Origin of the sequence: Candidatus Kuenenia stuttgartiensis, from assembly GCF_900232105.1 — a bacterium.
Taxonomy (GTDB): domain Bacteria; phylum Planctomycetota; class Brocadiia; order Brocadiales; family Brocadiaceae; genus Kuenenia; species Kuenenia stuttgartiensis_A.
This window is the reverse complement of the sequence record NZ_LT934425.1, coordinates 3,366,180-3,391,914: the sequence shown is the minus strand read 5'-3', so window position 1 is coordinate 3,391,914 and position 25,735 is coordinate 3,366,180. Positions and strand designations below refer to the sequence as shown.

Annotated in this window: 23 protein-coding genes; 22 read left to right on the top strand and 1 reads right to left on the bottom strand. The window is 41.7% G+C overall.

Annotated elements, in window-relative coordinates:
- Window positions 1-10: 10 nt before the first annotated feature.
- Window positions 11-1,438, bottom strand: a complete 1,428-nt coding sequence (purF, locus tag KSMBR1_RS15865) for an amidophosphoribosyltransferase (RefSeq protein ID WP_099326191.1) — start codon at window positions 1,436-1,438, stop codon at window positions 11-13.
- Between the two features lie 414 nt (window positions 1,439-1,852).
- Here purF and thiE point away from each other — a divergent pair, with 414 nt between their 5' ends.
- The 22 genes from thiE to KSMBR1_RS15745 all read left to right on the top strand — a co-directional run bounded on the left by thiE (window position 1,853) and on the right by KSMBR1_RS15745 (window position 25,724).
- Window positions 1,853-2,539 (top strand): thiamine phosphate synthase, encoded by a 687-nt coding sequence (gene thiE / locus KSMBR1_RS15855; protein WP_099326189.1) that lies wholly within the window; start codon window positions 1,853-1,855, stop codon window positions 2,537-2,539.
- A 316-nt stretch (window positions 2,540-2,855) separates the two neighbouring features.
- Window positions 2,856-3,377 (top strand): hypothetical protein, encoded by a 522-nt coding sequence (locus tag KSMBR1_RS15850; RefSeq protein ID WP_099326188.1) that lies wholly within the window; start codon window positions 2,856-2,858, stop codon window positions 3,375-3,377.
- A gap of 38 nt (window positions 3,378-3,415) precedes the next feature.
- Window positions 3,416-4,147, top strand: coding sequence for a CsgG/HfaB family protein (locus KSMBR1_RS15845; RefSeq protein ID WP_157820653.1), 732 nt, complete (start codon window positions 3,416-3,418; stop codon window positions 4,145-4,147).
- Window positions 4,148-4,713: 566 nt separating this feature from the next.
- The gene (gene ltrA / locus KSMBR1_RS15840) at window positions 4,714-6,012 is read left to right on the top strand and encodes a group II intron reverse transcriptase/maturase (RefSeq protein ID WP_099326186.1); all 1,299 of its coding nucleotides are present in this window, start codon (window positions 4,714-4,716) and stop codon (window positions 6,010-6,012) included.
- 778 nt (window positions 6,013-6,790) lie between these two features.
- Window positions 6,791-8,713, top strand: coding sequence for a flagellar hook-length control protein FliK (locus KSMBR1_RS15835; protein ID WP_099326185.1), 1,923 nt, complete (start codon window positions 6,791-6,793; stop codon window positions 8,711-8,713).
- Window positions 8,714-8,724: 11 nt separating this feature from the next.
- Window positions 8,725-9,138, top strand: a complete 414-nt coding sequence (locus KSMBR1_RS15830) for a flagellar hook assembly protein FlgD (protein ID WP_099326184.1) — start codon at window positions 8,725-8,727, stop codon at window positions 9,136-9,138.
- Window positions 9,139-9,283: 145 nt separating this feature from the next.
- Entirely contained in the window at window positions 9,284-10,882 is a 1,599-nt protein-coding gene (locus tag KSMBR1_RS15825) for a flagellar hook protein FlgE (protein ID WP_099326183.1), read from the top strand.
- Window positions 10,883-11,349: 467 nt separating this feature from the next.
- Entirely contained in the window at window positions 11,350-11,586 is a 237-nt protein-coding gene (locus tag KSMBR1_RS15820) for an antitoxin AF2212-like protein (protein ID WP_099326182.1), read from the top strand.
- Window positions 11,583-11,996, top strand: a complete 414-nt coding sequence (locus tag KSMBR1_RS15815) for a type II toxin-antitoxin system VapC family toxin (protein ID WP_099326181.1) — start codon at window positions 11,583-11,585, stop codon at window positions 11,994-11,996. Before KSMBR1_RS15820 ends, KSMBR1_RS15815 begins: the two co-directional genes overlap by 4 nt.
- A gap of 454 nt (window positions 11,997-12,450) precedes the next feature.
- Window positions 12,451-13,179: a flagellar basal-body rod protein FlgF gene (flgF, locus tag KSMBR1_RS15805; RefSeq protein WP_157820652.1), complete on the top strand. Its 729-nt coding sequence runs from the start codon at window positions 12,451-12,453 to the stop codon at window positions 13,177-13,179.
- A 20-nt stretch (window positions 13,180-13,199) separates the two neighbouring features.
- The gene (flgG, locus tag KSMBR1_RS15800; RefSeq protein WP_099326178.1) at window positions 13,200-13,988 is read left to right on the top strand and encodes a flagellar basal-body rod protein FlgG; all 789 of its coding nucleotides are present in this window, start codon (window positions 13,200-13,202) and stop codon (window positions 13,986-13,988) included.
- 92 nt (window positions 13,989-14,080) lie between these two features.
- Window positions 14,081-15,025 carry a flagellar basal body P-ring formation chaperone FlgA gene (gene flgA, locus KSMBR1_RS15795; RefSeq protein WP_169703722.1) on the top strand — a complete coding sequence of 315 codons (945 nt, stop codon included), beginning with the start codon at window positions 14,081-14,083 and terminating at the stop codon, window positions 15,023-15,025.
- 69 nt (window positions 15,026-15,094) lie between these two features.
- Window positions 15,095-15,715 (top strand): flagellar basal body L-ring protein FlgH, encoded by a 621-nt coding sequence (locus KSMBR1_RS15790; protein WP_099326176.1) that lies wholly within the window; start codon window positions 15,095-15,097, stop codon window positions 15,713-15,715.
- A gap of 420 nt (window positions 15,716-16,135) precedes the next feature.
- Window positions 16,136-17,284, top strand: coding sequence for a flagellar basal body P-ring protein FlgI (locus KSMBR1_RS15785; protein WP_099326175.1), 1,149 nt, complete (start codon window positions 16,136-16,138; stop codon window positions 17,282-17,284).
- Window positions 17,285-17,522: 238 nt separating this feature from the next.
- Entirely contained in the window at window positions 17,523-18,479 is a 957-nt protein-coding gene (locus KSMBR1_RS15780) for a sulfotransferase (protein ID WP_099326174.1), read from the top strand.
- Window positions 18,480-18,532: 53 nt separating this feature from the next.
- A complete protein-coding gene (locus KSMBR1_RS15775; protein WP_157820651.1) occupies window positions 18,533-19,636 on the top strand; it encodes a glycosyltransferase in 1,104 nt (367 codons plus the stop codon).
- A gap of 19 nt (window positions 19,637-19,655) precedes the next feature.
- On the top strand, window positions 19,656-20,060 hold the full coding sequence (gene mntA / locus KSMBR1_RS15770) for a type VII toxin-antitoxin system MntA family adenylyltransferase antitoxin (RefSeq protein WP_099326172.1): 405 nt from the start codon (window positions 19,656-19,658) through the stop codon (window positions 20,058-20,060).
- An 8-nt stretch (window positions 20,061-20,068) separates the two neighbouring features.
- Window positions 20,069-20,503 carry a type VII toxin-antitoxin system HepT family RNase toxin gene (gene hepT, locus KSMBR1_RS15765; RefSeq protein ID WP_099326171.1) on the top strand — a complete coding sequence of 145 codons (435 nt, stop codon included), beginning with the start codon at window positions 20,069-20,071 and terminating at the stop codon, window positions 20,501-20,503.
- Between the two features lie 131 nt (window positions 20,504-20,634).
- Complete coding sequence (locus tag KSMBR1_RS15760; protein WP_157820650.1) at window positions 20,635-21,792, top strand: glycosyltransferase; 1,158 nt, start codon at window positions 20,635-20,637, stop codon at window positions 21,790-21,792.
- 44 nt (window positions 21,793-21,836) lie between these two features.
- A complete protein-coding gene (locus KSMBR1_RS15755; protein ID WP_099326169.1) occupies window positions 21,837-22,871 on the top strand; it encodes a hypothetical protein in 1,035 nt (344 codons plus the stop codon).
- Between the two features lie 161 nt (window positions 22,872-23,032).
- The gene (locus tag KSMBR1_RS15750; protein ID WP_099326168.1) at window positions 23,033-23,818 is read left to right on the top strand and encodes a sulfotransferase; all 786 of its coding nucleotides are present in this window, start codon (window positions 23,033-23,035) and stop codon (window positions 23,816-23,818) included.
- A 94-nt stretch (window positions 23,819-23,912) separates the two neighbouring features.
- Window positions 23,913-25,724 carry an ABC transporter ATP-binding protein gene (locus tag KSMBR1_RS15745; RefSeq protein WP_099326167.1) on the top strand — a complete coding sequence of 604 codons (1,812 nt, stop codon included), beginning with the start codon at window positions 23,913-23,915 and terminating at the stop codon, window positions 25,722-25,724.
- The last annotated feature ends 11 nt before the right edge of the window (window positions 25,725-25,735 follow it).

The window sequence follows — 25,735 nt, the reverse complement described above, 5'->3', positions numbered from 1 at the left end:
AGGGGGGAGTTTATTTAATTACACATCGGCTCAATCTTTCCGCTTCATCAACGGAAAAACTATCCGTTACATTATCCATTTCTTCATTAACGTTTGTTGGATAATCACTGGTGAAACAAGCGTTGCAGAAATTCTGCCTCGGCTGTGTGGTACAGCTCATCATTCCTTCCACGCTAAGATAACTCAGGCTCTCTACATTCAAAAATTTTCTTGTCTCTTCAACCGTTTTATTGGCTGCAATAAGTTCGCCTTTTTGCTGAAAATCAATTCCATAATAACAGGGATGCCTGTGGGGCGGACAACTAATCCTCGCGTGTATTTCCTTCGCACCTGCTTTTCTTAATAAACCAAACCTGGATTTCGAGGTAGTACCCCGCACAATCGAATCATCTATTACAATAACACGTTTCCCAGCCACTGTCTCTTTCAGCGGATTTAATTTCAGCTCGACAAAACGATGTCTCATATCTTGCTGAGGCAGGATGAAAGTCCTTCCAACATAATGGTTTCTGATAAAACCTCTGTCAAAAGGTATTGATGCGGCGTGCGAATATCCAATTGCTGCGGAATTTCCCCCTTCCGGCACGGAAATTACCACGTCAGCATCAACAGGCGACTCTTCCGTAAGCTTCGCGCCTAATTTCTTACGGAACAAATGGACGCTTTCCCCGTACACGCTGCTATCGGGTCGGGAAAAATACACCAATTCAAATATACAGAAGGCATGTTTTTTTTGATTACTATAAAATTCACTGCGAAGGCCGCCTTTACTTATAGAGACTATTTCCCCCGGCTGCACATCCCGAACGTATTCTGCGCCGATCTGGTCAAGGGCACATGTTTCAGAAGCAAAAACATATCCGTTATTAAGTTTTCCCAAAGAAAGCGGCCTGAAGCCATACGGATCACGTACTCCAATCATCTCATTTGGGGTTAAAATCAACAATGAAAATGCCCCTTTCAGTTGATTTAATACGCCTGGCAGCCCGCTTTGCCTTGAAACCGAAGGCTTCGCCATCAGGTGCACAATTACTTCAGTGTCAGAAGTTGTATGGAATATCGACCCATTTCCTTCAAACTCATCCCGCAGTTTTTTTGCATTAGTCAATTGTCCATTATGGGCAATTGCCACTTTCCCCCGATAATAATCCACCAGCATAGGCTGTGCATTTTCAATATTGCTCGAACCAAAAGTAGAATATCGCACATGCCCGATCGCAACGGGGTTTTTTAAGAATTTAAGCATACGGGCATCCAGGGCGTCACTGATCAACCCCATTCCTTTACGGCAAATGATATCTTTGCCATCCGTTGAGGCAATCCCGGCGCTTTCCTCCCCACGGTGCTGTAAAGAATATAACCCATAATACACCTTCTCAACAGCATCTTCACAGCCGTAAACACCAAACAAACCACAATGTTCTTTTATGTAACCCATTTATCTATAAGCCCGTTAAAATTGTTAAGTATTTTATAAAAATCCATTTACGATTTTAAATTTACGAATCCTCCCTTTGAGGGAGGGCATCTTACGATTCCTTTGAAATTCCATGCACAAACCAGTATTATATAAAATATTGCTTAAAATGAGGAAAAAGAGAAAAACGCTGTTCTTTAATGCTGACATTTTTCCGTACAGGGCAGGAATTGTGGCATTGGAATATTATCCTCTGCACAATTTTTTTAACAATAATCAGTTGTTTTGTGTCATTAATATGCGTCAATTTGTTTTGAAGATTGTTCACTAAGAGATGCAAATAATTGAATTTTTCGGCAGGTTTGGTAACGAAAAGAAATTATATCAAACATACGTTTAGTGTCAATATTATAATTATGTCTCAGGAGCGGGTACATGAAGAATAGTACGATAAAATATAAAAAAAGATTTTCGGATGTCCTCCTGTATGTCATAATAAGCCCCACGCTGGTACGGAAAAACGGAGGAAACATCCTGCAGGAAGTTATCCGGGGTGGCGCAGATGCGGTACAACTCAGGGAAAAAACAATGCCAGACAATGAATTCCTTGCCATTGCAAAAGATTTCAGGGAAATAACCGGACAAACAAATACACTATTTATCATAAATGACCGGGCGAAAATCGCCGGAAAAGTAAATGCAGATGGATTACATATCGGGCAGACAGATATGAACATCAATAACGCACGCAAAATCATTGGAAATGACAAAATAATCGGACGCTCCACACACAACATATTCCAGGCACGCCTGGCAGAACAGGAAGGCGCTGACTATATTAGCGTTGGTCCCTTATTTTATACCGCCACAAAATCCCATGAGCCCCCCGTAGGCCTACGCTATTTGCAGCAGGTACGTCAGGAAATTTCTCTTCCTTTTGTAGTGATTGGCGGCATTACCGCCAACAACGCGGCTGAAATAATACAGGCGGGCGGAAACAGGATTGCTATTTGTTCTGCAATTATTTGCAGTGAAAATATAACGCAGGCAACACGCACCCTTAAAGACCTCTTAGTCAAAAATAATCCCTTTTCAGGACAGGAGAAAAAATTGCCTTTATAAAAAAACCGGAAAATATTTCACCATTGATGTTTTTTCCGCCGTCACGAAATGCAGGAATGAAGATTTCAATACAAGACTTGAATAATATCATAAGTGTCTATTTTTGAAACAATTAAAAAATATTTCCAACCAAATGACAAGGCAATACCCTGCCGGTACTATTTAAGGCATTCTATTTGCGCCACTATTTTGGTATTATTTTCCTCAGTGTAGGAGCCGAAGCATTTGCTATAAATTGTCATAAATGCGCTCCTGCCAAAACTGGCAAATGCTTAGCCCCTACAGATAAGATTTTACATTAATTAAGGAATACACCATGCAGAAATTTTTATTTTTACTTTCTCTGTTATCTTTTATGCTCTTAACCTGCCTTGGTTGTGAAAGCATTATGAACTCTTCGCTTTCAACGGAACCACCGCCCCCTCCACCCAAAAGCAGTGGCTATCTTACAGAAGGGGCTACCGTAAAAATAGATACCGGCTACAAAACCAATAGACTCTCTATCCTGGAACAGCTTGATCAGGCAAACAAAAACCTTACAACGGAAAAAGAAAAGGTCGCTTCACTCGAAAAAGAAATAGCAGAGCAAAGGGAAATTCGCAAGATGCTTGAATACAAGATTGAAGAAAACGAGCGGCAATTGCAGTTTCTGGAAACACTTCAACAGGAAAATGAACAACTTAGAAAACAACTTGTGAACGCACAGGCGCCTTATGAGGATAAAATTAAAGAACTGACCCTGGAATTAGCCAGGTCAAGGCTCGAGGAAACAAAAGCGAAACAAGAGCTTGTTGGCCTAAAGATAGAATTACTGGTAGATAAAAAGAAAAACCAGTAAATGACGTGTAAATCTCTTTAAAAATAGTGTAGGGTGGAGTGAACAGTCGGCAGTCGGCAGTCAGCAGTCAGCAAATTGCAGATTGGAGATTGGAGATTGCGGATTGTGAACAGCCACTATTTTTTATAACGCATCTGGAGGTGTTTGTGTATCGTAGAATCAGCGTAAGTATCATATTTTTAATCCTTCTTTCCGGTTGTATAAGCAGCCCTAAAATTACCCGGTATTCAGGATTGAGTTATAACAAATCCGAAGAATTAAGAGTAACCCATTTGCAACGGGTATTGCTTTTGCCCTTTGAATACACCATCGACCGGGAAGCCGTTATCGATGAAATTGCAGAGGCATTTTCTGTAGAGCTGAGGAAAATAGGCAGATTTGAAGTTGTTGTACTTGAAGGAAAGGCAAAAATGTTATCGGAAAATAAGATATGGGATAAAGGGTCTATCAATCTCAACACTGTATTGCAATTAAGGAAAAAATACGACGTTGACGCCATTGTTTTTGGCGCCATTACTCACTATCGTCCCTATGAACCAATGCTGCTTGGTGTTAAAGCAGGAATGGTTTCCACCGATACCGGCACAGTTTTATGGAGCGCGGACGGTGTATATGACAGCAACGAAAATGAAGTCGCAGAACTGGTAAAATATTACTTTGAAAGCACCCACCAAAAAAGCGCTCTCTACGGCTGGAAGCTTATCCTGCTTTCCATGAGACGTTATTCTCAGTTTGTCGCCAACCAGATTACAAAGACGCTATTATATTAAAACAGAGACAACGCATGTGTTGTCTCTACATATTAAATTCCCACCTTTTCAATCTGTGCAATCTGGTACGCCAAGAAGCGTATATATATCAGTTGGTGCAAATCCAACCCGCCAATTGACCGTTCGGGCGGTAGTGAAAGAGGCAGAAAGCCTCACGGGAGGACGTAAACAGCGATGAATACGTTCGAGTCCCCTGTAGCGAGCAGTCAGACCGTAGCGCAAGCGAACACGCAGGCTTCGTTACGCTAAAAATACGATAGATGAGCCTCCCGGATTGGGCGAAATCTGTAATCGCATAGGTAGAAAGAGACAAACGGTAGAACTATGCGGTGTCGTCGGAGTTGAGAGTGACGGTATGACTGTAAAAGGTATATATATGAACTTGGGAGGTCTCATTGTTCAGGTTGATGACCGTAACGCATACTATAAGGGAAGCCGAAGGGTATAGCGGGATAATGAGAAGTCGGAGATGCCCATAGTAGTGAAGATGGTGAAGACAACATAACTTCACCGTAGCGAAGGGGCATTACTTCAGTTAACGTTTACAAAGAAAGGAGGAAATTGTATTGGGAGACCTACAAGCAATACCGAAATCGCAAATGAGCGATGATGAAAGAGTCCGAGACTTTCAGCGTAAACTATATCGAAAAGCCAAACAGGAAGAAGGATTTCGCTTTTATGTATTGTATGACAAGGTGAGAATGTTGCATTTTTTGAGAGAGGCGTACAAGCGCTGCAAATCCAATGGAGGAAGCGCCGGGGCAGACGGGATTACATTTGAAGATGTGGAGTCATACGGGGTGGAGAAGTTTCTTGGAGAGATAATAGAGGAACTTGAAAACAAAACCTACGAACCACAGCCGGTACTGAGAGTGTACATACCTAAAACCAACGGTAAGACACGACCATTGGGAATCCCTGTGATAAAAGACAGGGTAGTGCAGATGAGTGTAAAGCTTGTAATAGAGCCGATATTCGAAGCAGACTTTGAAGATAGCTCCTACGGATTCCGACCGGGACGTTCAGCGGGCGATGCTGTGAGGAAAATCAAAGAAAAACTGCGAGAAGGGAAAACAGAGGTATTTGACGCAGACCTGAGTTCTTATTTTGACACAATACCGCACAAGGAATTGTTACTGTTAATAGGGATGAGGATAAGCGACAAGAACGTACTGCACTTGATAAAAATGTGGTTAAAAGCACCGGTGATAGAGGAAGGCAAACCAGGAGGCGGGAGGAAAAATAAGATAGGAACACCGCAGGGAAGCGTAATATCACCATTATTAGCAAACATATATCTGCACATGCTCGACAAAGCAGTCAATAGAGAGAATGGGGTTTTCTATAAGTATGGGATAACAATCATACGTTATGCGGATGATTGGGTATTGATGGCAAAGCGAATACCTCGTGAAGCATTAGACTATCTCAACAGGTTGTTAAAGAAGTTAAAGCTGAGTCTTAACGAGGATAAGAGTAAAATAGTAAAAGCTGAAGAAGAGAGCTTTGACTTTCTCGGACATACCATATCCTTCTCAGAAGATTTGTTTGGTAGGAAACACAAGAAATACTGGAACATAGAACCAAGCAGGAAATCACAGAAGAAGGTTAGGGAAAAGATAGGAAACTACCTAAAGAGCAATGGGCATAAAGCGGCGGAAAAAGTAGCTAATGAACTGAATGCAATAACAAGAGGATGGATAAATTACTTCACAATAAAGGGAGTAACGTATCCAAACAAGGCGAAAAGAGACCTACGATATTATCTTTTCAGGAGATTAACGAGATATTATAAGAGGAAAAGTCAGCGCAGGAGCAAGCTCTATAATCGAGGAGCGTTTAAGGAATTAGTCAATAGATATTGACTAATAGACCCGACAAAATATGTTCCTGCCAGACAACCTGTGAAAGCTTAAGAAGAAGACTGTCGGAAAGCCGTGTGCGGTAAAATCGCATGCACGGTTTGACGAGGGGGGCAGATGATAAGTATATGGCGGAGATATGGTGGCACTGGCGGGAAACCAGCCAGCAAACAGAGAAAACAAACTTCTGCCTAAGTTCTAGTCGTCTGTTTCTACTCTACCGAAATCTGTGGTTTCCGCTTTTTCATCATCGTAAATCGTAAACGGAAAGAATTACCTGCTCATAGGAAAAAAAGCCCCCTTGTTTCCTCCTCGTTTTCCCTAATCCACAAAATAGTCCTAAAATTTTTCATGTAATTTTATATCTCCGGACAAAATATTTTATTACCTGAAAAATACCATTAAACCCGCGATTTGTACTCAGGGGTGTTTCCACCGGACAGTCATAGTATCAGGGGTTGCAGGACTAAACCACCGCCAACATGGGAAAGGCGTCTTAAGGCTTATAGCGCTTTTTTCTCTATCAAAAAGAACTGCGTATGAAAGGATAAAACCGTGCATCCCCCCGCTCTTTTTTCTGAAAAAAAATCATGGCATTATTATTGCGCATGTTCACATACAGGAATTTCAAACTGTTCATGCAGTGGCAAGGCGTATCTTGCCACTATAATGAAAAATGATTTTTACCGGGTAATACCATACCCATTTTAATTAAAAAGAATTTTCCGTGTGTTCCGTGGTTGTAACACTATACACATTTTAACCAAAAAGGGGAAAAAACATGTCTCCAATACTCGAACTTTTTAACAGCAGCTATTCCTCACCAAAAATGCTCAATGAAGCACGGCAAGACGCAAACAATGCCAACATCAGCGCTAATGGTTCAAATACTGGTTTCGCCGATAATGAAGTAGAAGACCTTGCAGAACCGTTTGAAGAATTTCTTACACACCACACTTCCCCATCCGCAAAAAAGCCAGAGGGGAAAAGTGCAAAAAACGCCCTTGAAACCCTTTCAAAAACAATTACTGAAAAAATCGCTGAAGGCGAAGAACCGGAAGGCGACACGATTTTTGCAAACATGTTAAATCCAGATGCTCTGGCAAATACAATAATCAACGTACTTCAGGGAAATGCAAACACTGCGGAATCCGAAAAACTTTATAATTTTTTTAATACACTTACCGCAGAAAAGGCATTGTTTTCTGATACTGATAAAGGGGAAATACTTGCCGCATTGAAACAGTTATTAAACGCACTGAAATCCCCCCCCTATCCCCCCCAAAGGGAGGGGATTAAGTTGCTCAACACCTTAACGTCATTCTTTCAAACAAACCCCTCAAAGAACGATGGCGTTTCTTTGCAATCAGGTGTATTTGCAGAAAGGCATCTCCCTGCTTTTGCCGGAGAGAGTATCTCTTTGCATCCAAATATACTTGCGGATAACGAAGGAAATACAAAAAAACACCTCCCGGGTGGTGATACACGTTCAACCCTTTTAGAATCATTCATTTTTAATGCCAATACTAAGGGAATGGCCTCATCAGGGAATTCCTCGATAACAAATATGCCGCCTGCTGCCGGCGAAGGTGTTGTTTCGCAGTTGAATGGATTGTTCAACAATTATGAGGGGAATATTACCGTATCAGAGATTTCTCTCACGGATTCAAAAACAAGAGAGGCACACAATGCGCTAAAATCCCTCCTGCAAACAATGGTAAACGAAGGCAGGAATAGTGCATTCTCGTTTAACACCCCTATGGACGCCGGTATTTCCATGCAGGAGTTTGCAGGATTAACTATGAACAGGGCGTCAAAAACCGCTGAAACACTGAAGACATTTTTGCAGCATACCACAGGGGAAATCAATGGATTCGCACATAAAATAACAAACGACCCTAATAATTCCGCGGGAAAGAATGAGACTAAGGATGCCGGTACAAAAGAACAGACCGCTTCCCCTCTCAACACATCTTCCGGTTCCGGCTCATTCCAGAGAAATGAGGAGGGTAATTCATCCGGCAATCTTTCACAACAAGGGAAGGATACGTTTGCTTTTGCCCCCAATAATCAACAGGAAAAGACGCCGGTAAATAACTCCCAGTTAAACAACTTTGATTTCCGGCAAAATATATCAGAACCCCTCACTGGTTCAGCAACTACGATATTGTCTTCCGCTGAAAATCAAAAGAATGTTGCGTCCCCCTTGTTCCAGGGCAATACCCCTGCCGGTACAAATACCCTGCAAAATAACGTAATGGAACAACTATTGGAAAATATCAAGACGTTACGCAACGGCAATACGTCTGAAATCAAACTACAACTAACCCCACCCGCGCTGGGCACGGTAAGACTTCATCTCACCGAGGAAAATGATGAGGTCAGGGCAAAGATATATGTGGAAAATGCGGAGGTAAAGGCGGCAATACAAAACAATATCCATCGCCTGAAGGAATCAATCGCCACAAATGGCGTTGAGATACATAGGGTAGAAGTGTATGTACAAAATGAAAGCAAAAACAACCACGAACGGCAATCCCAGGCATATTTTGCCGAAGGCGATTCACCGCGCCGGGACGGGGCCAGAGACGGCAGCCATAAAGAAGAAAACCTTACAGGAGAAAATGAAAATAGTCATAAAGTGCTATCAATTAAAAATAAAATCGCAGCATCATCAAATTTAACAATAGATTACATTTTTTAAGGAGATTACCTATGAGTACTACTAGTACCACAAGTTTAGGCTCTGAAATCACAACGGATAGCTTTCTTACGCTTTTTACCACGCAGATGCGCTATCAGGACCCCTTAGACCCACAGGACAATTCAGAATTTCTGTCACAGTTGGCGCAATTCACCACGCTGGAGCAGACATCGCAGCAAACGGAATACCTTGCTGACCTGTCATCGCTTGATACCGCTTCACTGCAACTGGATCAAATCGGGATCGCTTCCGGATTCATCGGCAAAACCATTACCTACAGCGATGACGATGGAGAAGGAGAATATAGCGGAGTGGTGGAAGGGGTAAAGCTGGAAGAAGACGGCACGGTATCGTTTGTCATAGACGGCGAATCCGTTTCCATATCGAATTTTATACAAGTGGAAAGCACCGCCGCCACCGTATAAGGAGAAACCGAAACTGATTCGGGCGACGGGATATCATCCATAGGCGCGGAGTCAAAATGGAAGATATAAAGAAACCACAGATTGCATAGATTACACAGATAAAAAAATCGTAAATCGTAAATCTAAAAATGAAAGGAGGCACACAATGGGCTTAGGAGGAGCATTATACGCGGGTGTAACGGGTATCCGTTCGCACCAGAGCTGGCTGGATGTTATCGGAAATAACCTGTCCAATATTAATACTTACGGGTATAAATCATCCCGGTTGCTGTTTTCCGACCTGATCAGCCAGGATAAAGGGAGCGGCGGGGTTAATCCTATGCAGATCGGCATGGGCGTGAAGGTCGGAAGCATTTCTTCCCTATTTAGCCAGGGAACCCTTGAGGCAACGAACAATGAATTCGATTTTGCCATTCAGGGTGATGGGTTCTTTGTATTGAACGGCGGCAATAAAAACTTCTTTTCCCGGGTCGGGACGTTTGCCACAGACGCCAGTAACCAGCTCGTTGACTCAACCACCGGTTATCAGATATTAGATTCATCCGGTAAAACCATTACCATTCCTTACGGTTCGTCAGTTTCAGCGACAAAAACATCAACGATGACCCTGACCGGTACCCTGGAATCAACACCGTCTAGTTCTTCGGGTGAGGTATTGATATTGTCCAGCGCCCTTACTAGTAGCAGCGTAGCTGCAACCGGAGCAACCACATTAAACGCCTTGGATACCAATACGACAGATTACACCTCTGGAACAGATATAATCACTATCTCTTACACAGAACCTGATGGTACTTCGGGTTCTGTAGATTTTACTTATGGTGCAGCAAACGACGGCACCACGGTAGACGATTTGCTGGCATATATAAATACAAATGCTTTTGGTGATACCACCGGAACGGCGGGTGATGGATCTGCATTTGCCACTCTTTCTTCCAGTGGAAAAATTATTGTAACATCAACCACCGCTGGCGAAGATGAACTCTCTCTTTCGATATCAGATAGCAGCACTGCTACCGGCACATGGACAAATTACAGTTTAAAGGCTTCAACTTATACGACCTCCACAACCATTTATGACTCACAGGGAACAGGACATAACGTAACGCTTTCCTTTATTAAGAAAAATGATGGAGAATGGGATATGCGCGCAAGTATGCCAAGCGCTGACGGCACAATTACCACCGATACCATAAGCGCAATTACTTTTAATGATGACGGTAGCCTTAAATCATCAGGGGATACAACCCTTACCTTTAAATTTGATGGAATAACCACTTCACAAACTGTGAAGTTTAAACTTGGAACATTCGGAAAAACTGACGGTATTTACCAGAGCGGCAAAGGTTCTTCGGTTACCGCATCAGAGCAGGACGGTTCCGAATCGGGTAGTTTCAGCAGTTTTTCGGTGAATACTGACGGCACTTTGTCCGCATTATATTCAAACGGAACATCGAGCAAAATTGCCCAGTTACAACTCGCCACCTTTGGCAATGTACAGGGACTAAGAAGGTCTGGAGACAATTTATATGAACAAACAGACTCCTCCGGAGAACCGCTTTACACAGTCGGAGGTACGGGAAGCGCCGGAGATATATACAATGGATATTTAGAGGCGTCCAATGTGGACATGACGTCGGAACTAACGTCGCTCATCATGGCGCAAAGAGGTTTCCAGCTTAACTCACGTGTTATCAGCACCGCAGACGAGGTACTCGCGGAAGCCGTTAACCTCAAGAGGTAATTTCCAGCCTTTTCGATAATAATTTGGAGCTCCTCTCTCTTTTTCACTTGCCCACAGAGAGAGGAGTTCTCCAAATTAACATTTCCCAATATCCGCTCAATAAATAGAAGAAAACACGTGTCAAGGTAAGCATCTATCAGGTTTATACGGGGAATGTAAATGTATTACCCTTATTTATTGAGCCGATACTGGAAATTGTCATTTGTAGTGCGACGAACCTCGCCGCAATACATGAATTTAGTGGGCTTAGCCATGTAAGGCAGGCAATGCCATGCCCTACCCGACTGGCTATGCCAGCTTAGGGAAAGCAGGGATAACTCAATAACCCTTTTAAAAAATTAAGATGATTTCAAATCCAATTACTTATATCATTATTGATGCGATAAGCGATAATCACAAAAAATACTATAGAGAAATAAATATAATATTCCAGAACAATTATTTTACATTTAAAAAGAGGACTAAAGATGGGAAAAACAATTAAAGCCAGATTTTCCAGGGGAATAATTGAGCCTATGGAGAAAATAGACATTGCGGAAGGAAAGGAAATTACTATAACCATAATCGAAATTCCTTCTGGGAAAGAAGAAGATGCCTTTGAAAAATCCGCGGGAAGTTGGAAAGGAACCATTGATGCAGAAAAATTAATGAAGGATATTTATGCGGATCGCCTTGTATCCACCAGAAATGAACCAAAATTATGACACCCTCATATCTTATCGATACCGACTGGATTATTCATTATCTCAATGGACAAGAAGAGATAGTTAAACGGCTTGTGGCTCTTAGAAAAGAAGGACTGGCCATTAGCGTTATCTCTTTAGCAGAATTATACGAAGGTGTTTATTATTCAACGAATCCTAAAGGAGATAAAAAAGCTTTAGACGATTTTCTAACCGGAGTCTTGATCCTGGGACTTGAAGATGAAATATGTAAAATCTTCGGAAAAGAGCGGGGAAAACTGAGAAAACTTAAAATAGTAATAGGTGACTTCGACCTTTTAATAGCTGCAACTTGCCTTTGTTATAATTTAACCCTTCTCACCAACAATATAAAGCATTTTAAAATTGTGGAAAAGTTGAATATCATTTCCATAAACAAACCTCATAAATAAACGGAATAGAAATACTTTAGCTTTTTGAATACCGCGAATGGTTAATGTTGGGTTTAGCTGTACTCCTCCACCGCCTCTCTGCATAACCATTCAACCACTACCGTTACTCCCATCCCAACCGTGCTAAACCATTAACCATAAATTATGAGCCATGAGCCATTAGCCATTAGCCATTAGCCTTTTCCCTGTAAGTTTTTTCAACAATACCCTCTCACACCAGGAAAATTTATTCACCCCAGACAGGAAATAATTGCCCCCTTCTTTCACAGCATATTGAAAATGTATTATTCCATACCCGGTGCAACGATATTGTAACCATTTGCAAATACACCCCTTAAGCGCACATATCATGCATCATTTTATTTATTCCTGCATTTGGTATTGGGATTGCTGCCTTAATGCAGCAACAGAGTTTTTTAATCCTTTTTTTTTGCAACCATGGAGGATAGATAGAATGATTAGCGGCTTATACACCGGAGCAACGAATATGATGGGACAGGGGGAATACCAGGCCGTTATTGCCCGGAATCTGGCAAATGTAAATACCGTCGGATACAAAAAGAATATTGCCGTATTTGAGTCTTTCGTTGCCGGTGCAAAAAACCAGACAAAAGAGGCTTCAGAAGGGACGGGCAGTACTTTAGGAAAAGTGGCGACCGATTTTTCACCAGGGGTGATGCAATTCACCGGCAATGAACTTGACCTTGCAATAAAGGGCGACGGTTTTTTTGAAGTTCAAACCAAAGCAGGGATCGCTTATACCAGAAGCGGACAATTTATGCTTTCCCGCGACAGGACAGTGGTAACCCCTGAAGGTTGGCCGTTGATGAGCAGTGGGGGCCCTATTCAAATACCGGCGAAAGCACAATCATTTACCTTTAAAACAGACGGCTCTGTTTCCGTCGACGGCAAAACGATAAGCAAACTCAATATCGTTAATTTTTTGAACCCTGACGGTCTTAAATCAATCGGTGGAAGCGCTTATATCGCATCGGATAAAGCAAACCCTACCACCGCAGATGGAACGGTTGAGATTGCACAGGGTTATCTGGAAAAATCAAATGTAAACGTTATCGATGAAATGGTAAATATGATTGCCAATATGAGAAGCTTTCAATCCGGCAATAAATCAACTGACTCCATAAACGATTCTTTGAAAAAACTTATCGGACTTGTCTCATAAAAATCTAAGGAGAATATAAAATGTTACGAGCGCTCTACACAGCAGCAACAGGTATGAAGGCACAACAGCTTTTTCTGGACAATGTTTCAAACAACTTATCAAATATTAATACCACAGGGTTTAAAAGGAGCCAGGTCAACTTTCAGGACCTCCTTTACAGCAAACGGTATATAGCGGGTTCTGAGTCTGCGCAGGGTTTCGAGATCCCGGCAGGTATTCAGCTTGGCGGCGGTGTGAGAACAATTTCCATTTCCAAGGTGTTTTCCCAGGGTAATCACGTAAACACTGAGAGAGAGTTAGATCTCGCCATCCAGGGAAAAGGGTTCTTCCAAATCCAGCAGTCTGACGGCAGCATTGCATACACAAGAGACGGTTCATTTCAATTAAACAGTAAAGGAGAAGTCGTGACAGCAGACGGATTGCCGTTATCGCCCTCCATTACGATCACTAACGCAACGGAAATTTCCATTGGCACCGACGGCACGGTCTATGTGAAAGGGTCAGACCCCAGCGGGACGCTTCAAAACGTCGGGCAAATTATGTTGACAATGTTCCCCAATCCTTCCGGACTCGACAGTCTGGGCAAAAATCTCTATCTTGAAACTATGGCGTCGGGTTCCCCAATTGTAACTGTGGCGGGGGAACAGGGAACAGGAGAGATTTATCAGGGATTTCTTGAGAACTCCAATGTTGAAACCGTTACGGAACTCGTAAGCCTTATCACTGCACAGCGTGCTTACGAAATTAACTCCAGGGCAATATCAGCAAGCGATGAAATGTTATCCACCATTAACAGTATGGCCAGGTAAAGAATGAGGGGCGAAAAATGAGGGACAAAAGACGAGGGATAATTCCCCTCCCTCTGGGGGGGGCTAAGGGGGGGATATTCATAATATTCATAATGTTTGCAATCGTTTCTGTATCCTTTGGACAACAGATTACGGTCGAGTTGAAAGAATCCGTATCACTTCCCGAAAAGGAAGTTACCCTTGGCGATATTGCAGACCTGTCATGCAGTGACGCAGACCTTTTAAAAAGAGCGCATAACGTATTTATCGGAAACACTCCGTGGCCGGGCAACGTCAGAAAAATAGAAAAGAATATTATAGCTTCACGTATGCTGGACGCAGGAATAAACCCCAATAAAGTCTCGTTTGGCAGGAATGATTTTACCATGATATCCGTAGAATCATTCACCATTACCGGCGACGAGATTTTACAAACCGCAAAAGAGTTTGTCATCACAAAGCTTGCATACTCTGAGAGAAATGAAGAAATCGTTGTCGAAGCCGAAAGGCCTCCAAACGATATAATGCTGCCACTGGGCGGAGGAATTATGCGCATAGAGGTTTCACAGGTAAATGCAAACAAAAGCAGCGGCAGGGTTCAGGTAGTGGTACGGATTTATCTTGATGAGAAACAATATCATAAAATACCAATGTATTTTACTATACGGCGCTATGAAGAAATCGTAGTCGCCAACAGGAAAATCAACAGAAACGATATTTTAACCACTAAGGATATTTGTATAAAACGTATCGAAACAACAAGCATGCCAGGGTTTACTACCATTGACAGTGTAGAACCTCTTTTGGGGAAACGTGTCTTATATACCATTCCTCCCGGCAAACCCCTTACGCAAAACATGGTAGATGACCCCGCAGTGATAAAAAAGGGCGAACTCGTCAAGATTCTTGTAAAAATCGGCAACCTTAGTATTCTCACAAAGGGAGTTGCGAAAGAAGACGGTTACAAAGGACGGGCGATTAAGGTTATGAATTTAGATACAAAAAAGGAATTATACGGCGAAGTGCAGGATGATTGTACCGTGAAGATAATCCTTTAGGGCGAATAATTATTCGCCCCTACTTGGTCAAAATATTTTAAATCAGAACAACCACTGGCGGAGTCTCTTATGAAAAAGAAAACTATTCCCTATCTTATTGCATGTTTCACTTGTATTGCATTCGTAACCGATGCTATGGGAGAATCTCTCTGGCAAAAACGCATTACGTTAAATACAAACCTTTATAATGACAACAGGGCAATGCGTATCGGCGACATTGTGACGGTCACGATAAATGAGTCAACGGCAATTACCGGAAAAGAAGATTCCAGCGCAGACCAAAGCACAAGCCATAACATAAATGTGGACGCTTCAGATTTTTCCAAGAAATTAGGGGCATTGCAAGACTATTTACCCAATGTAAAATCACAAACTGAGCACACTTTTGGCGGTACGGGGCAATACGACAGCAGCCGCAGCCTTCAATTGGAAATCACCGCTGTGGTAACGGAAATATTATCAAATGGGAATCTTATTATTGAAGGGAACAGAGAGGTGGATATTAATAAGGAAAAATACAATATAAAGGTATCAGGGATCATACGGCCAATCGATGTAAGTGTGGATAATGTAATTCAATCAAGCTCGATTGCAAATGCCAGTATAAGCCTTGAAGGCAAAGGTTTTTTGACAAATGCCGCCAAACGGGGCTGGTTTTATCGCCTGAAGGAATTTGTATCGCCATTTTAAGCTAGTTACGAAGCACGATTTAAAATCCTAAATTAATAAAAAAAGCCACAGATTATACGTAACACTTTAGTTTTTTGAAAAATGTATTACCTATAAGCTCCGTAGGAGCAGCCTGTTTGTAGCAAAATAGAATATTATAACAGATCGTAGAGACAGGTTTGAAACCTGTCTCTGCAATTAGGAGCGACCTGTCTCTTGTAAATCCATATTAAACAGGTCTGCCTGAATACGGACAGGCCGCTCCTACGGAGCTATTTACCTTATTGAATTTTATTGCGCTACAAACAGACCGCCCCTGACGGGGCTACATGGTATTTTTTCTATAACGGGAATTTTTCAAAAAACTAAAGTGTTACGATTATACAGATTTAATAAAACACAGAAAGACAAATTATCCATTAACAACTTACGGTGAATGCTATGGGAAAAAAACAGTTTACAATAAGGTTTATGTTGAAGTGTGTTATAACGTCTTTTATTATCGCAGGCACAACACTGATAAGCCTCTTTGTACATCACGTACAGGCCGCAGTCAGAATTAAAGATATTGCGTATGTTCAGGGCGTGCGTGAAAACCAGCTTTACGGATATGGCATAGTTATCGGACTTCAGGGAACAGGCGATAACAGTCAAATCTTTAAACTTACCAGCCAAATGGCAGTAAATATATTTGAAAAACTGGGGGTGCTAATGGATGAAAAAGACTTCTTTTCCAAAAACACCGCGGTGGTCATGGTCACCACGAATATCCCTGCATTTGCAAGGCCGGGCGATAAGCTGGACATAACGCTTTCTTCCATTGGTGACTGTAAAAGTCTGGAAGGCGGCGTGCTGCTTCAGACCGCATTGCAGGGCGCTGATAATGAAGTGTATGCCGTAGCTCAGGGCGCGCTTACCGTAGGCGGTTACAGCATCAAAGGCGATGCACAGTCTGTCAGGAAAAACATATCCACTACCGCCCATATTTCAAACGGAGCGATCGTTGAAAAGGAGATTCACACCACCTTTTTGAAGGGGCAGGCACTGAATATTGTGCTGAGAGACCCTGATTTCACCACCTCCACAAGGGTAACAGAGCTTATTAATAATATTTATCCAAATTCTTCAGTTGCGGTTGATGCGGCGGTTATCAATATAAGACCTCCGCAGGGGTTTCAGTCCGATGAGACTATAGTAAAATTTATCTCTACCCTGGAAGAACTTTACATTAAAACCGACAGCGTCGCTAAGATAATTATTAATGAACGCACCGGCACCATTGTTGCAGACCAGCATGTAAGAATATCCACGGTTGCAGTTGCCCATGGAAACCTCAGTATAACGATCAAGGAAGAAAAGGAGGTTTCACAGCCAAATATGCTGGGTGCAGGTGAAACAAGGGATATGGCACGCACGGATATACAGGTAAGCGAAGAAAAAAGCAGATTGACCGTACTGCAGGAAGGCGTCTCTATTTCCGACGTTGCGCGTGCACTTAATGTATTGGGCGTAACCCCAAGGGACCTCATCTCGATATTCCAGGCCATTAAAAAAGCCGGCGCATTGCATGCGGAACTGGTAATTATGTAAATGTGAAAACAAAATAAATACAATCGGCAACCGGCAAATTGCAGGCTGTAGATTGCCAACAGCCGACTGTCTCCCCCCACTGCTTCCCCTTCAACTATCTCTCTATTTTCCGTTTCCTTCTCTTCCGTATTTTGATATACTGCCGCCTTGATTTTACATACACTAAAATAAAAGTAATACACGCAGGCGGCTGCTGTTTTGTCTCTCATTCTTTTCCACTCATGGGGGGGGATCGTAAATGAATGTTTTTATACAGGGAATGCGCCGGTCAGGAACAACAATTGTTTATGATATATTGTGTCAGGACAAGAATCTTGATTTATATTATGAACCTTTTGCCGCAGGTAGAATTCCAAAACACGGAGGGGGTAGCGGCATACAAAATGTTGATCTTTTTGAAAAGATCAGAAAATGCAGGGAAGATTTTCAAAAAACATACCCCTTATTAAAAGACATCGATTTGTTAAATTATGGCACACCAAGGGACGCCTCCCTGGAACTCGAAAGAGATTTACCGCAATATTGCATTGATTACATAAAATATTTGATTTCCCGCTCTGAAGATACCGTTATTAAATTTACACGAATGTACACCAAAATCCCGGTACTCAAGAGAATCGACCCGGATTCAAAACTCATCCTTATCGTTCGGGACCCGCGTGCAATCACCACGTCGTATATTTTTGGCAGAGAACAGAAACACAGAGAAAAGTATTCTACGAAAAAAACCTTTTTCAAAACCATCATCGAAAGGAATCCGTGGGGAAGTTACGAACTTTATAAATTATTGATAAAAACACCCGAATATGCCCATATGAAAAATTGCAACGACTATTTGAAGGTTTTAATGATTTGGAAATATACCTTTCAGCAAACACACGAGGCAGGCAGGAAAACATTCGGGAAAAATTTTCTTTTATTACGCAATGAGGATTTAATAGCGGAACCGCATGAAACACTGAAATTGCTCTATGATTTTATGGAAAGAACATTACCCGGTAACGTTCTTCAATGGACGACAGAACATGTGAAAAAAAAGGTAACGCTATTTGCCCCATCCAGTAATTACTGGAGAAAAGGTTTTACCCTCCTCAATATGAGAGAAGCACTTGAACAGGCAGGATATCACGATTGTCTTAAGCTTATGAACACGCAACGATGGTACAACAACCTTACCCATTTTTTTCGCCGATGAAAAAACTCAGCATAGGAATAGTTAGCTCCTGGTGGAATAGGGGACAAAGCACGGTGTCCCGTTATCTCAGGTCTGTTTTTGACAATTTGGGACATCACACATTCGTACTTGCCCGCCCCACAAGCGATACCGATGATTTGCCCAATTTTATCTCTACGGCTGACGTATGGAACCAGGGGGACGTTACCAGGGCGTCTCGTTTTTTCATCCCCTTAGAAGAATATCTCTCCTGGATAGAAAAAAATGCCATCCAGATCATTTTTTTTGATGAAAACAATGAGTATGACAAGATTAAATATCTGCGGTCAAAGGGCATTAAAACCTTTGGCCGTTTCGTCTGGGAAGGTTTTGGAGAAAAACATGCAAAAGGCCTTAAAACAATCCTTCGGACAAGGGATATGAAGGCTTTTTGCCGGTATATGCGGGAGTGCTTTACCAACAAGGACGTCATTGGTGCAAAGGAGGCATTTGATATCGTCTATTCTCTCACAAAATGTGAACAGGCGCGATACAAAGACTTTGGGATTGACAGCCCCTGGATCCAATGGGGCTGCCATCCGGAACTACTTGCAGTAAAACCGCAAAAACGTGAAGATGCTATTTATTTTTTCTTTCCGGGCGGTTTTCAGGGGGCGAGAAAACCGATGAGAAAGACGGTTGAAGCCTTTATGAAGGTAAAAAATCCTGACATTCGCCTGATTATTAAAGCACAGGGAACAAGGACAACGACCGAGAATATTGAAGACTTCCCGGATACACGACTCATAAAAATAGTGAAAGACCTGCCCGCAAAGGAATATTATAATTTATTCTCCTCCTGTCATGTATGTTTGGCGCCAAGCAGATGGGAAGGTTTAGGGCAACATTTTTATGAAACAATCTCCTTCGGATTGCCCACAATCACCAATAACATCCCCCCTCACAATGAAGTCATTGAAGACGGAAAGAATGGGCTGCTTGTAAAATCGGTAAAAATTGGTTATAAACAATCGGGAATACCCATCTACGACCCTGATGTGGATGACCTTGCAAGGGCAATAGAGGAACTGTCTGACGTAAATAAAATAACGGAACTCTCAAACAATACGATACAATTGCAAAAAAAATATTCATGGAATACCACCACCGAACATATAAAAAAGACTTTTAGATTATAAAGAGAGAGAGAGGCCACTGATGAACATTTTAATGTCAAAGCCTGAAATTGATCATATTGCCAGGAAATACAACCTCTTGTTAGTTATACTTTATGGTTCTCATGCAAGCGGGCGAACTTGTAAAGAAAGTGATATTGATATTGCTGTTTTGGGAACAAGACCCATCACCTTTGAAAATCTGATTGATTTGAATAACGAATTTGCTGAAATATTTAAAGTTAAGGAAATAGATGTAAAATCCCTTCATAATACCAATTCCCTGTTTCGTTATCAGGTAATGAGTAAAGGAGTTCTGCTTTACGGTAAGAGTTATGATTATAATTCTTTTAAATCCTATGCCTTCCGCGATTATTATGATAGCCAAGACCTTTTAAGGTTAAAAGAAGTGCTTATTAAGAAACGGCTGCAAAATTTAGGCGTTTAGTATTTCAGATGATTGATAAAGAATTTTTAAAAGAAAAACTGAATTTAATTACCCGTGATTTGGAAAGATTAAAGATATTCTATGATTTTACAATTAGCCAGATTGCGGAAGATTTTATAAAGTATGCGGCGCTAAAAAATATCTTAATGGAGATCATTGGCAGGGCTATCGATATTAATGAGCACCTTATTTCTGAATTGGCCAGACCGGATATGGAAGCGCCAAAGACATATAGAGACACATTCTTACTCCTTGCTGACTTGAATGTTTTGCAGAGGGATTTTGCCGAAGAAATCTCGAAAAGCGCCGGATTTAGAAATGCAATTGTTCATGAATATAACAATTTAGATAAAAGTATTATCTATAAAACAGTCGGAGATGCTATAAATCAATATGCAAAATATTGCAATTATATTTTGAAATTCATATTAAAAACCTCTTGAGAACAACTGCGGCACAGTCATATAAAAAATAAAACATCCGAAAGTAAGAGAACTCATTGCACACCGCCGGCATTAACGTATCCTCAGCTTTTACGATTTGTTTGACGATAGTAAAATTAAAGAAAGGCAAAATGATGCATATCGGCATAGTCAGCACCTGGTTAAACAGAGGACAGGCTACTGTTTCACGTTATCTGCGCTCTATATTAGATGAACTTGGACACAAGACCTTTGTGCTTGCAAGGCCCACAAGGGATAATGACGCCCTGCCAAAATTCATTGCCAAATCAGATGTATGGGAACAGGAAGGCGTTGCCCATGCCTCTAATTTTGTAATCCCCTTAAAAGAATACAAAGAATGGGCTGTTCACAATTCACTCGATCTGATATTCTTTGATTCAAATTTGCAATTTAAGGAAATTGCGGCGTTACGCGCAATGGGGATAAAGACCATCGGAAGATTTATCTGGGAAAGTTTCGGGATACAACACCTAACCGGTTATAAAAAAATACCGTTGAAACCATTTATGTGGAAAATGGCAGGAAGGTGTTTATTAAGTAATTCAGGCATACGCCCCATGAAAGGCGCCATCGACGCATATGACATAATTTATTCTTTAAACAAATGCGAATGCACACGATACGCCGACTTTGGCGTTGACAGCCCGTGGGTGCCGTGGGGATGCCATCCGGAACTTCTTAATTCCGTGTCGAAAAAACGGGGAGACGCCATTTATTTTTATTTTCCTGGCGGCTTTCAGGGCGGCAGAAAGCCCATACGAAAAACAGTCAAGGCCTTTACACAAGTACAAAATCCCAATATAAGGCTCATTATCAAGGCGCAGGGGGAGCGGTCAAATACGGAACATATTGATGATTTTACTGATAAAAGAATTATACACATTAAAGAAGATTTATCCGCAAAGGAATATTATGATTTGTTTTCATCATGCCATGTGTGCCTCGCACCAAGCAGGTGGGAAGGGTTAGGACAGCATTTTTATGAGGCAGTCTCTTTCGGATTACCCACAATCACCAACAACATCCCGCCCCATAATGAGGTGATACAAGACCGGTATAATGGCATCCTCGTTAAATCACACAAGACAGGCTACACCGCTTCCGGTATTCCCTACTTTGACCCTGATGTTGAAGACCTTACACGTGCAATAGCGGAATTATCCGATCCGGAAACGGTCGAAGCATATGCAAGAAATACGGTGGCCTCACAAAAAATCTTTTCATGGGAAAATACGATAAAACATGCAAAAGACGCCTTTGGCCTGTAAAATGTTGTTTTGGTTTAAATACTTTTTTGCGGAGATATAAGTGAATGGAAGTTTATTTTAGCACGGTGGTACGACAGGGGCCTATTGCACAGGGCGGGGAATTGGTTAGCATTGACTGGGCAACCAAAAAAATAAAGAGGAAAACAACGTTATCGCCTACCGATCCGCTTATTACAGAAAAAGACGATGCTAACCCACGGGGCAACTCAAGGGGCGGAAGGGGCATCGTTAAGATTAATGATACAATCTATGTCGCAACCTACCATAGCCTGATTCTTTTTGACCTCTCCCTTACGCCAAAAGGGAAGATATCAAATAATTTGTTTGTCGGATTGCATGAGATTTTTCATCATGATAACGTAATTTGGCTTACCTCCACCGCAATAGATTGCGTGATTGGCATTGATACACAAGGAAATTCCATCAAATCCTGGTGGGCAAGAGAAAGTCCAACCCTGCAGAAGCATTTTTCCCTCTCACCGTTGAAAATTGATAAAACAACCGACAACAGACTGCTGTGGCTTAAAGTCTTGCCCGCCAGACAGCCAAGCCATACGCATTTAAATGCAGTTGCAGTGCATAATAATGAGTTATACGTCCTCTTTAACCGGTTTGGCGCCGTTTACAATACGACAACAAATCGCCTTGTACTGGAAGACCCCTCTATAAAAGGATGCCATAATCTTGTGTTTTTTGAAGATAAAATAATAATTAATGACACCCAGGGAAAAAGGGTTATGGTCTATACACAGAACGGCACATTGATCAAGGCTTTATCTTTATTAGACTTTCCTGAAATAAATGCCCTATACAAACTTGCAATCAAATCTTCTAAGGCAAAGTCATCTTCTTTTTTCAGAGGCATTCACTTTCTTTCACGTTTTTTAAACATGGAGCATGAGATTAAAAGCCCGTTATTCTTGCGCGGACTTTGCCCTGCCGGTCAATCCCGTATCCTTGTGGGATTTTCTCCTGCGACTATTGCGGAAATTGATATTGAAAAAGGAAGGCTTCTCGACCTTTTTCAATATTCTCAGGATATAGCCGTATGTGTGCATGGATTATTGGCATGTAGTTGATGTATAATTTTCAGGAAGGCAACAGTTCACCCCTTCCGGATTGTCCCGGTATTTGAAAAAAACCCACCCCTAAATCCCCTCCCAGGAGTGGAATACAAGAAGTCCCCTCCTGGGAGGGGATTTAGGGGTGGGTAAACTGTTACCCAGAAAGATATAATTTTATGCAAAAAAAACCCTTTATTTACATCGCCTCACTAAGAAGAACAGGCGGCACTGTACTCAGCGAGGCATTAACCATGCTGCCTTATTCTTTTATTCTTCGGGAACCGAATTTGGGGAAAAACAAATTCCGCATACAGGAAAATGATTATACATTGTTTTTACAATTGGGGATTGATCTCAAGGCATTTAAACAAAAATATATGGATGAAGAAGATAATTCCCTTATCAATGCCTTGAAAAGCCAAATAATGCCAAACCTTGCCCCTCACATCCATCAGTTGGGAGTAAAAGAAATCCATCACCGCGGCTGGCAAAATTATTATCGGGTATTTGAAGATATACGGTTTATCCTGACGGCAAGAGACCCACGGGATATATATGTTTCCCTTTATTACCGGAAAAAACAGGGGAAGGGAAGCTGGAAAAAAGAATTAACGCCGGAAACATTATCGACACACCTTAACAATGAGTTTAACAGACAATTGGAAATGGCTGAACAGGCAAACTGCATAAAGGTAAAATATGAAGAATTATGTACAAATACAGAAATATATCAAAAAATAAAGACCTTCCTGGAAAGTGAAATCCCAGATACCGGAGACATCGGGAGTTTTAATGCGGCAAACGTTAAACGGAAGGATGAATATGAACTGCATGGCAACATCATCACTGACAAAAGGGTACATCGCTGGCAGCAGGAGCCGGATAAAAGGTTAGTTGCCGAGGCAACCAAAATTATCGACTTAATGCCGCACTACTGCGATTTCTGGGGATATAAAAAATAAAACGCCCTCCCCCTTTCACCATTTTCTCTGCATTCCTTAATTCAATTACACTATGAACATCTACTGCTTTTTAAAGACACGATACGACGGTTTTATGAAAACCTTCGATCAGTACCGTTTGGTGCTTAAATGGCTAATAGGAGATTCTATCTGGCGGTTCAGGAAAGAATCATTCCTCATCCTTTTTACCAATTTTATCGGGGTATCATTTCAGGTATGGACTATTGGCCTTGCAATTTATTACGCCAAGGCTATGCAAAGCGGCAGCACCATAAAACTCCTCCACTATGAATTCAATGCACGAACATCTAATGTATTTCTTATTTTATGCGGATTATCAATCCTGTTCTCGCTGTTGATCGCCGCATGGGCTATTTATTTTTCAAACTCTAATGGCTTAAAACTAAGGAGAAAATACGAAGAATTTTGTACAAAGAGAATATTTCTGCACTTCGGCTCAGGCTTTAAAATCGGAACATCCCTTGAGCAGGATTTCAGCAACGACAAAATTATCGTGCGGCTGGCAAGAAGGGATTCAAGGTTCTGCAGCAGGGCATTATGGATGATACTTGATACGATCATACCTTTGGTCACTTTCATGGTCGCCATTGCTACATTATTATACATCAACACGCTTTTAACACTTTTAAACTTTACCCTTATGGGCATTTCTGCCATATTTCTTTATAAAGTAAGTGTTTATGCGGCGAGAAATTCGTCATCACTGGAAAAATTCGCAAAAGGAACAAGCAGGGAATATTTAAAAATTATTCAGCGGCAAAAGACATTGCACGTCTCAGCGCATGAAAACGAACAATGGCTGGGGAAAACCCTTTTTTCCTCCGGGGCAATAAAGAAATTTCACGATGCCTATGAGGGAAGGTTGAGATCCCTGGAGTATAGCCAGTTAATCAGCAACATTGTCTTCGCACTGGCGATTTTTTTAATATTGCTCATCATGGGCAGATCTATTATTTCTGAAGGCAAAGGGTGGGGCGAATTAATTGTCTATTTAATAGCGCTGCGCTTTATGTTGACAAATATGCGGCAGGTAAACAGAAAGGCAACCGGTATCAACCGCCTTTATCCGCAAATCAGAAGATATTTCCAGTTTCTCTGCGCTACAGTCATTACCCCAAAGACAGGGGCAGTTCCACCGGCAAGCTATATCATTGTCCCAACAACTACTCATCCTGCAATAGAAGGTTCTCTTGAATACGGGGAGCTAAAGGCAGGAAGCCGTATGGGACTCCTGAGCACAGTTACATTAAATCGTTATACATTGGGATTTTTGACCGATTGCATACTCGGGCATTCTGTGGAGAAGACAAAAACCGCCCTTGAATCCATGTGGTTTGTAACTGCGGATTATGAATTTCTCCCGAACCGTTCTTTACGGGAATCCCTGGGTTTCTCAGAAAAATACACCACCGATAATTTACAAAAAGATTTAACAAAAATGGGCCTGTGGGATAAATACAACGCACAGATGCCTGACAACTTGGATACATCTTTATCGCCTGATATTTGGAGAAGGATAGACCCGTGCCTGAAATTTTCGCTGGCATTACTTAATGCGCTGCAATCAAATTGTCAGTGGATAATGATTGCGGAAAAGGGGTTAAGAACCTTGCCGGATAGCGCAGGAAATTATATGCTTAACCACTGTTCCGATAAAATAACAACAATCGTCTTCTTTGAAGACTATGTCGCTGCAGGCAATTACGGGGAAGAGGTTATAGCGGCAATGGGGCATGGCGAAATTATAGGTTTGGGGTCAATAGAATGGTTTAGAAGGAATCAGGACGCCATCAAAGAAATACAAATGCCGGAATATAACAGAACCACTGAAAAAGGAGCCGATGACTTCGACCTTGATGACGACCTGGACGATGATGATTTTTAAAAGCCTTTATT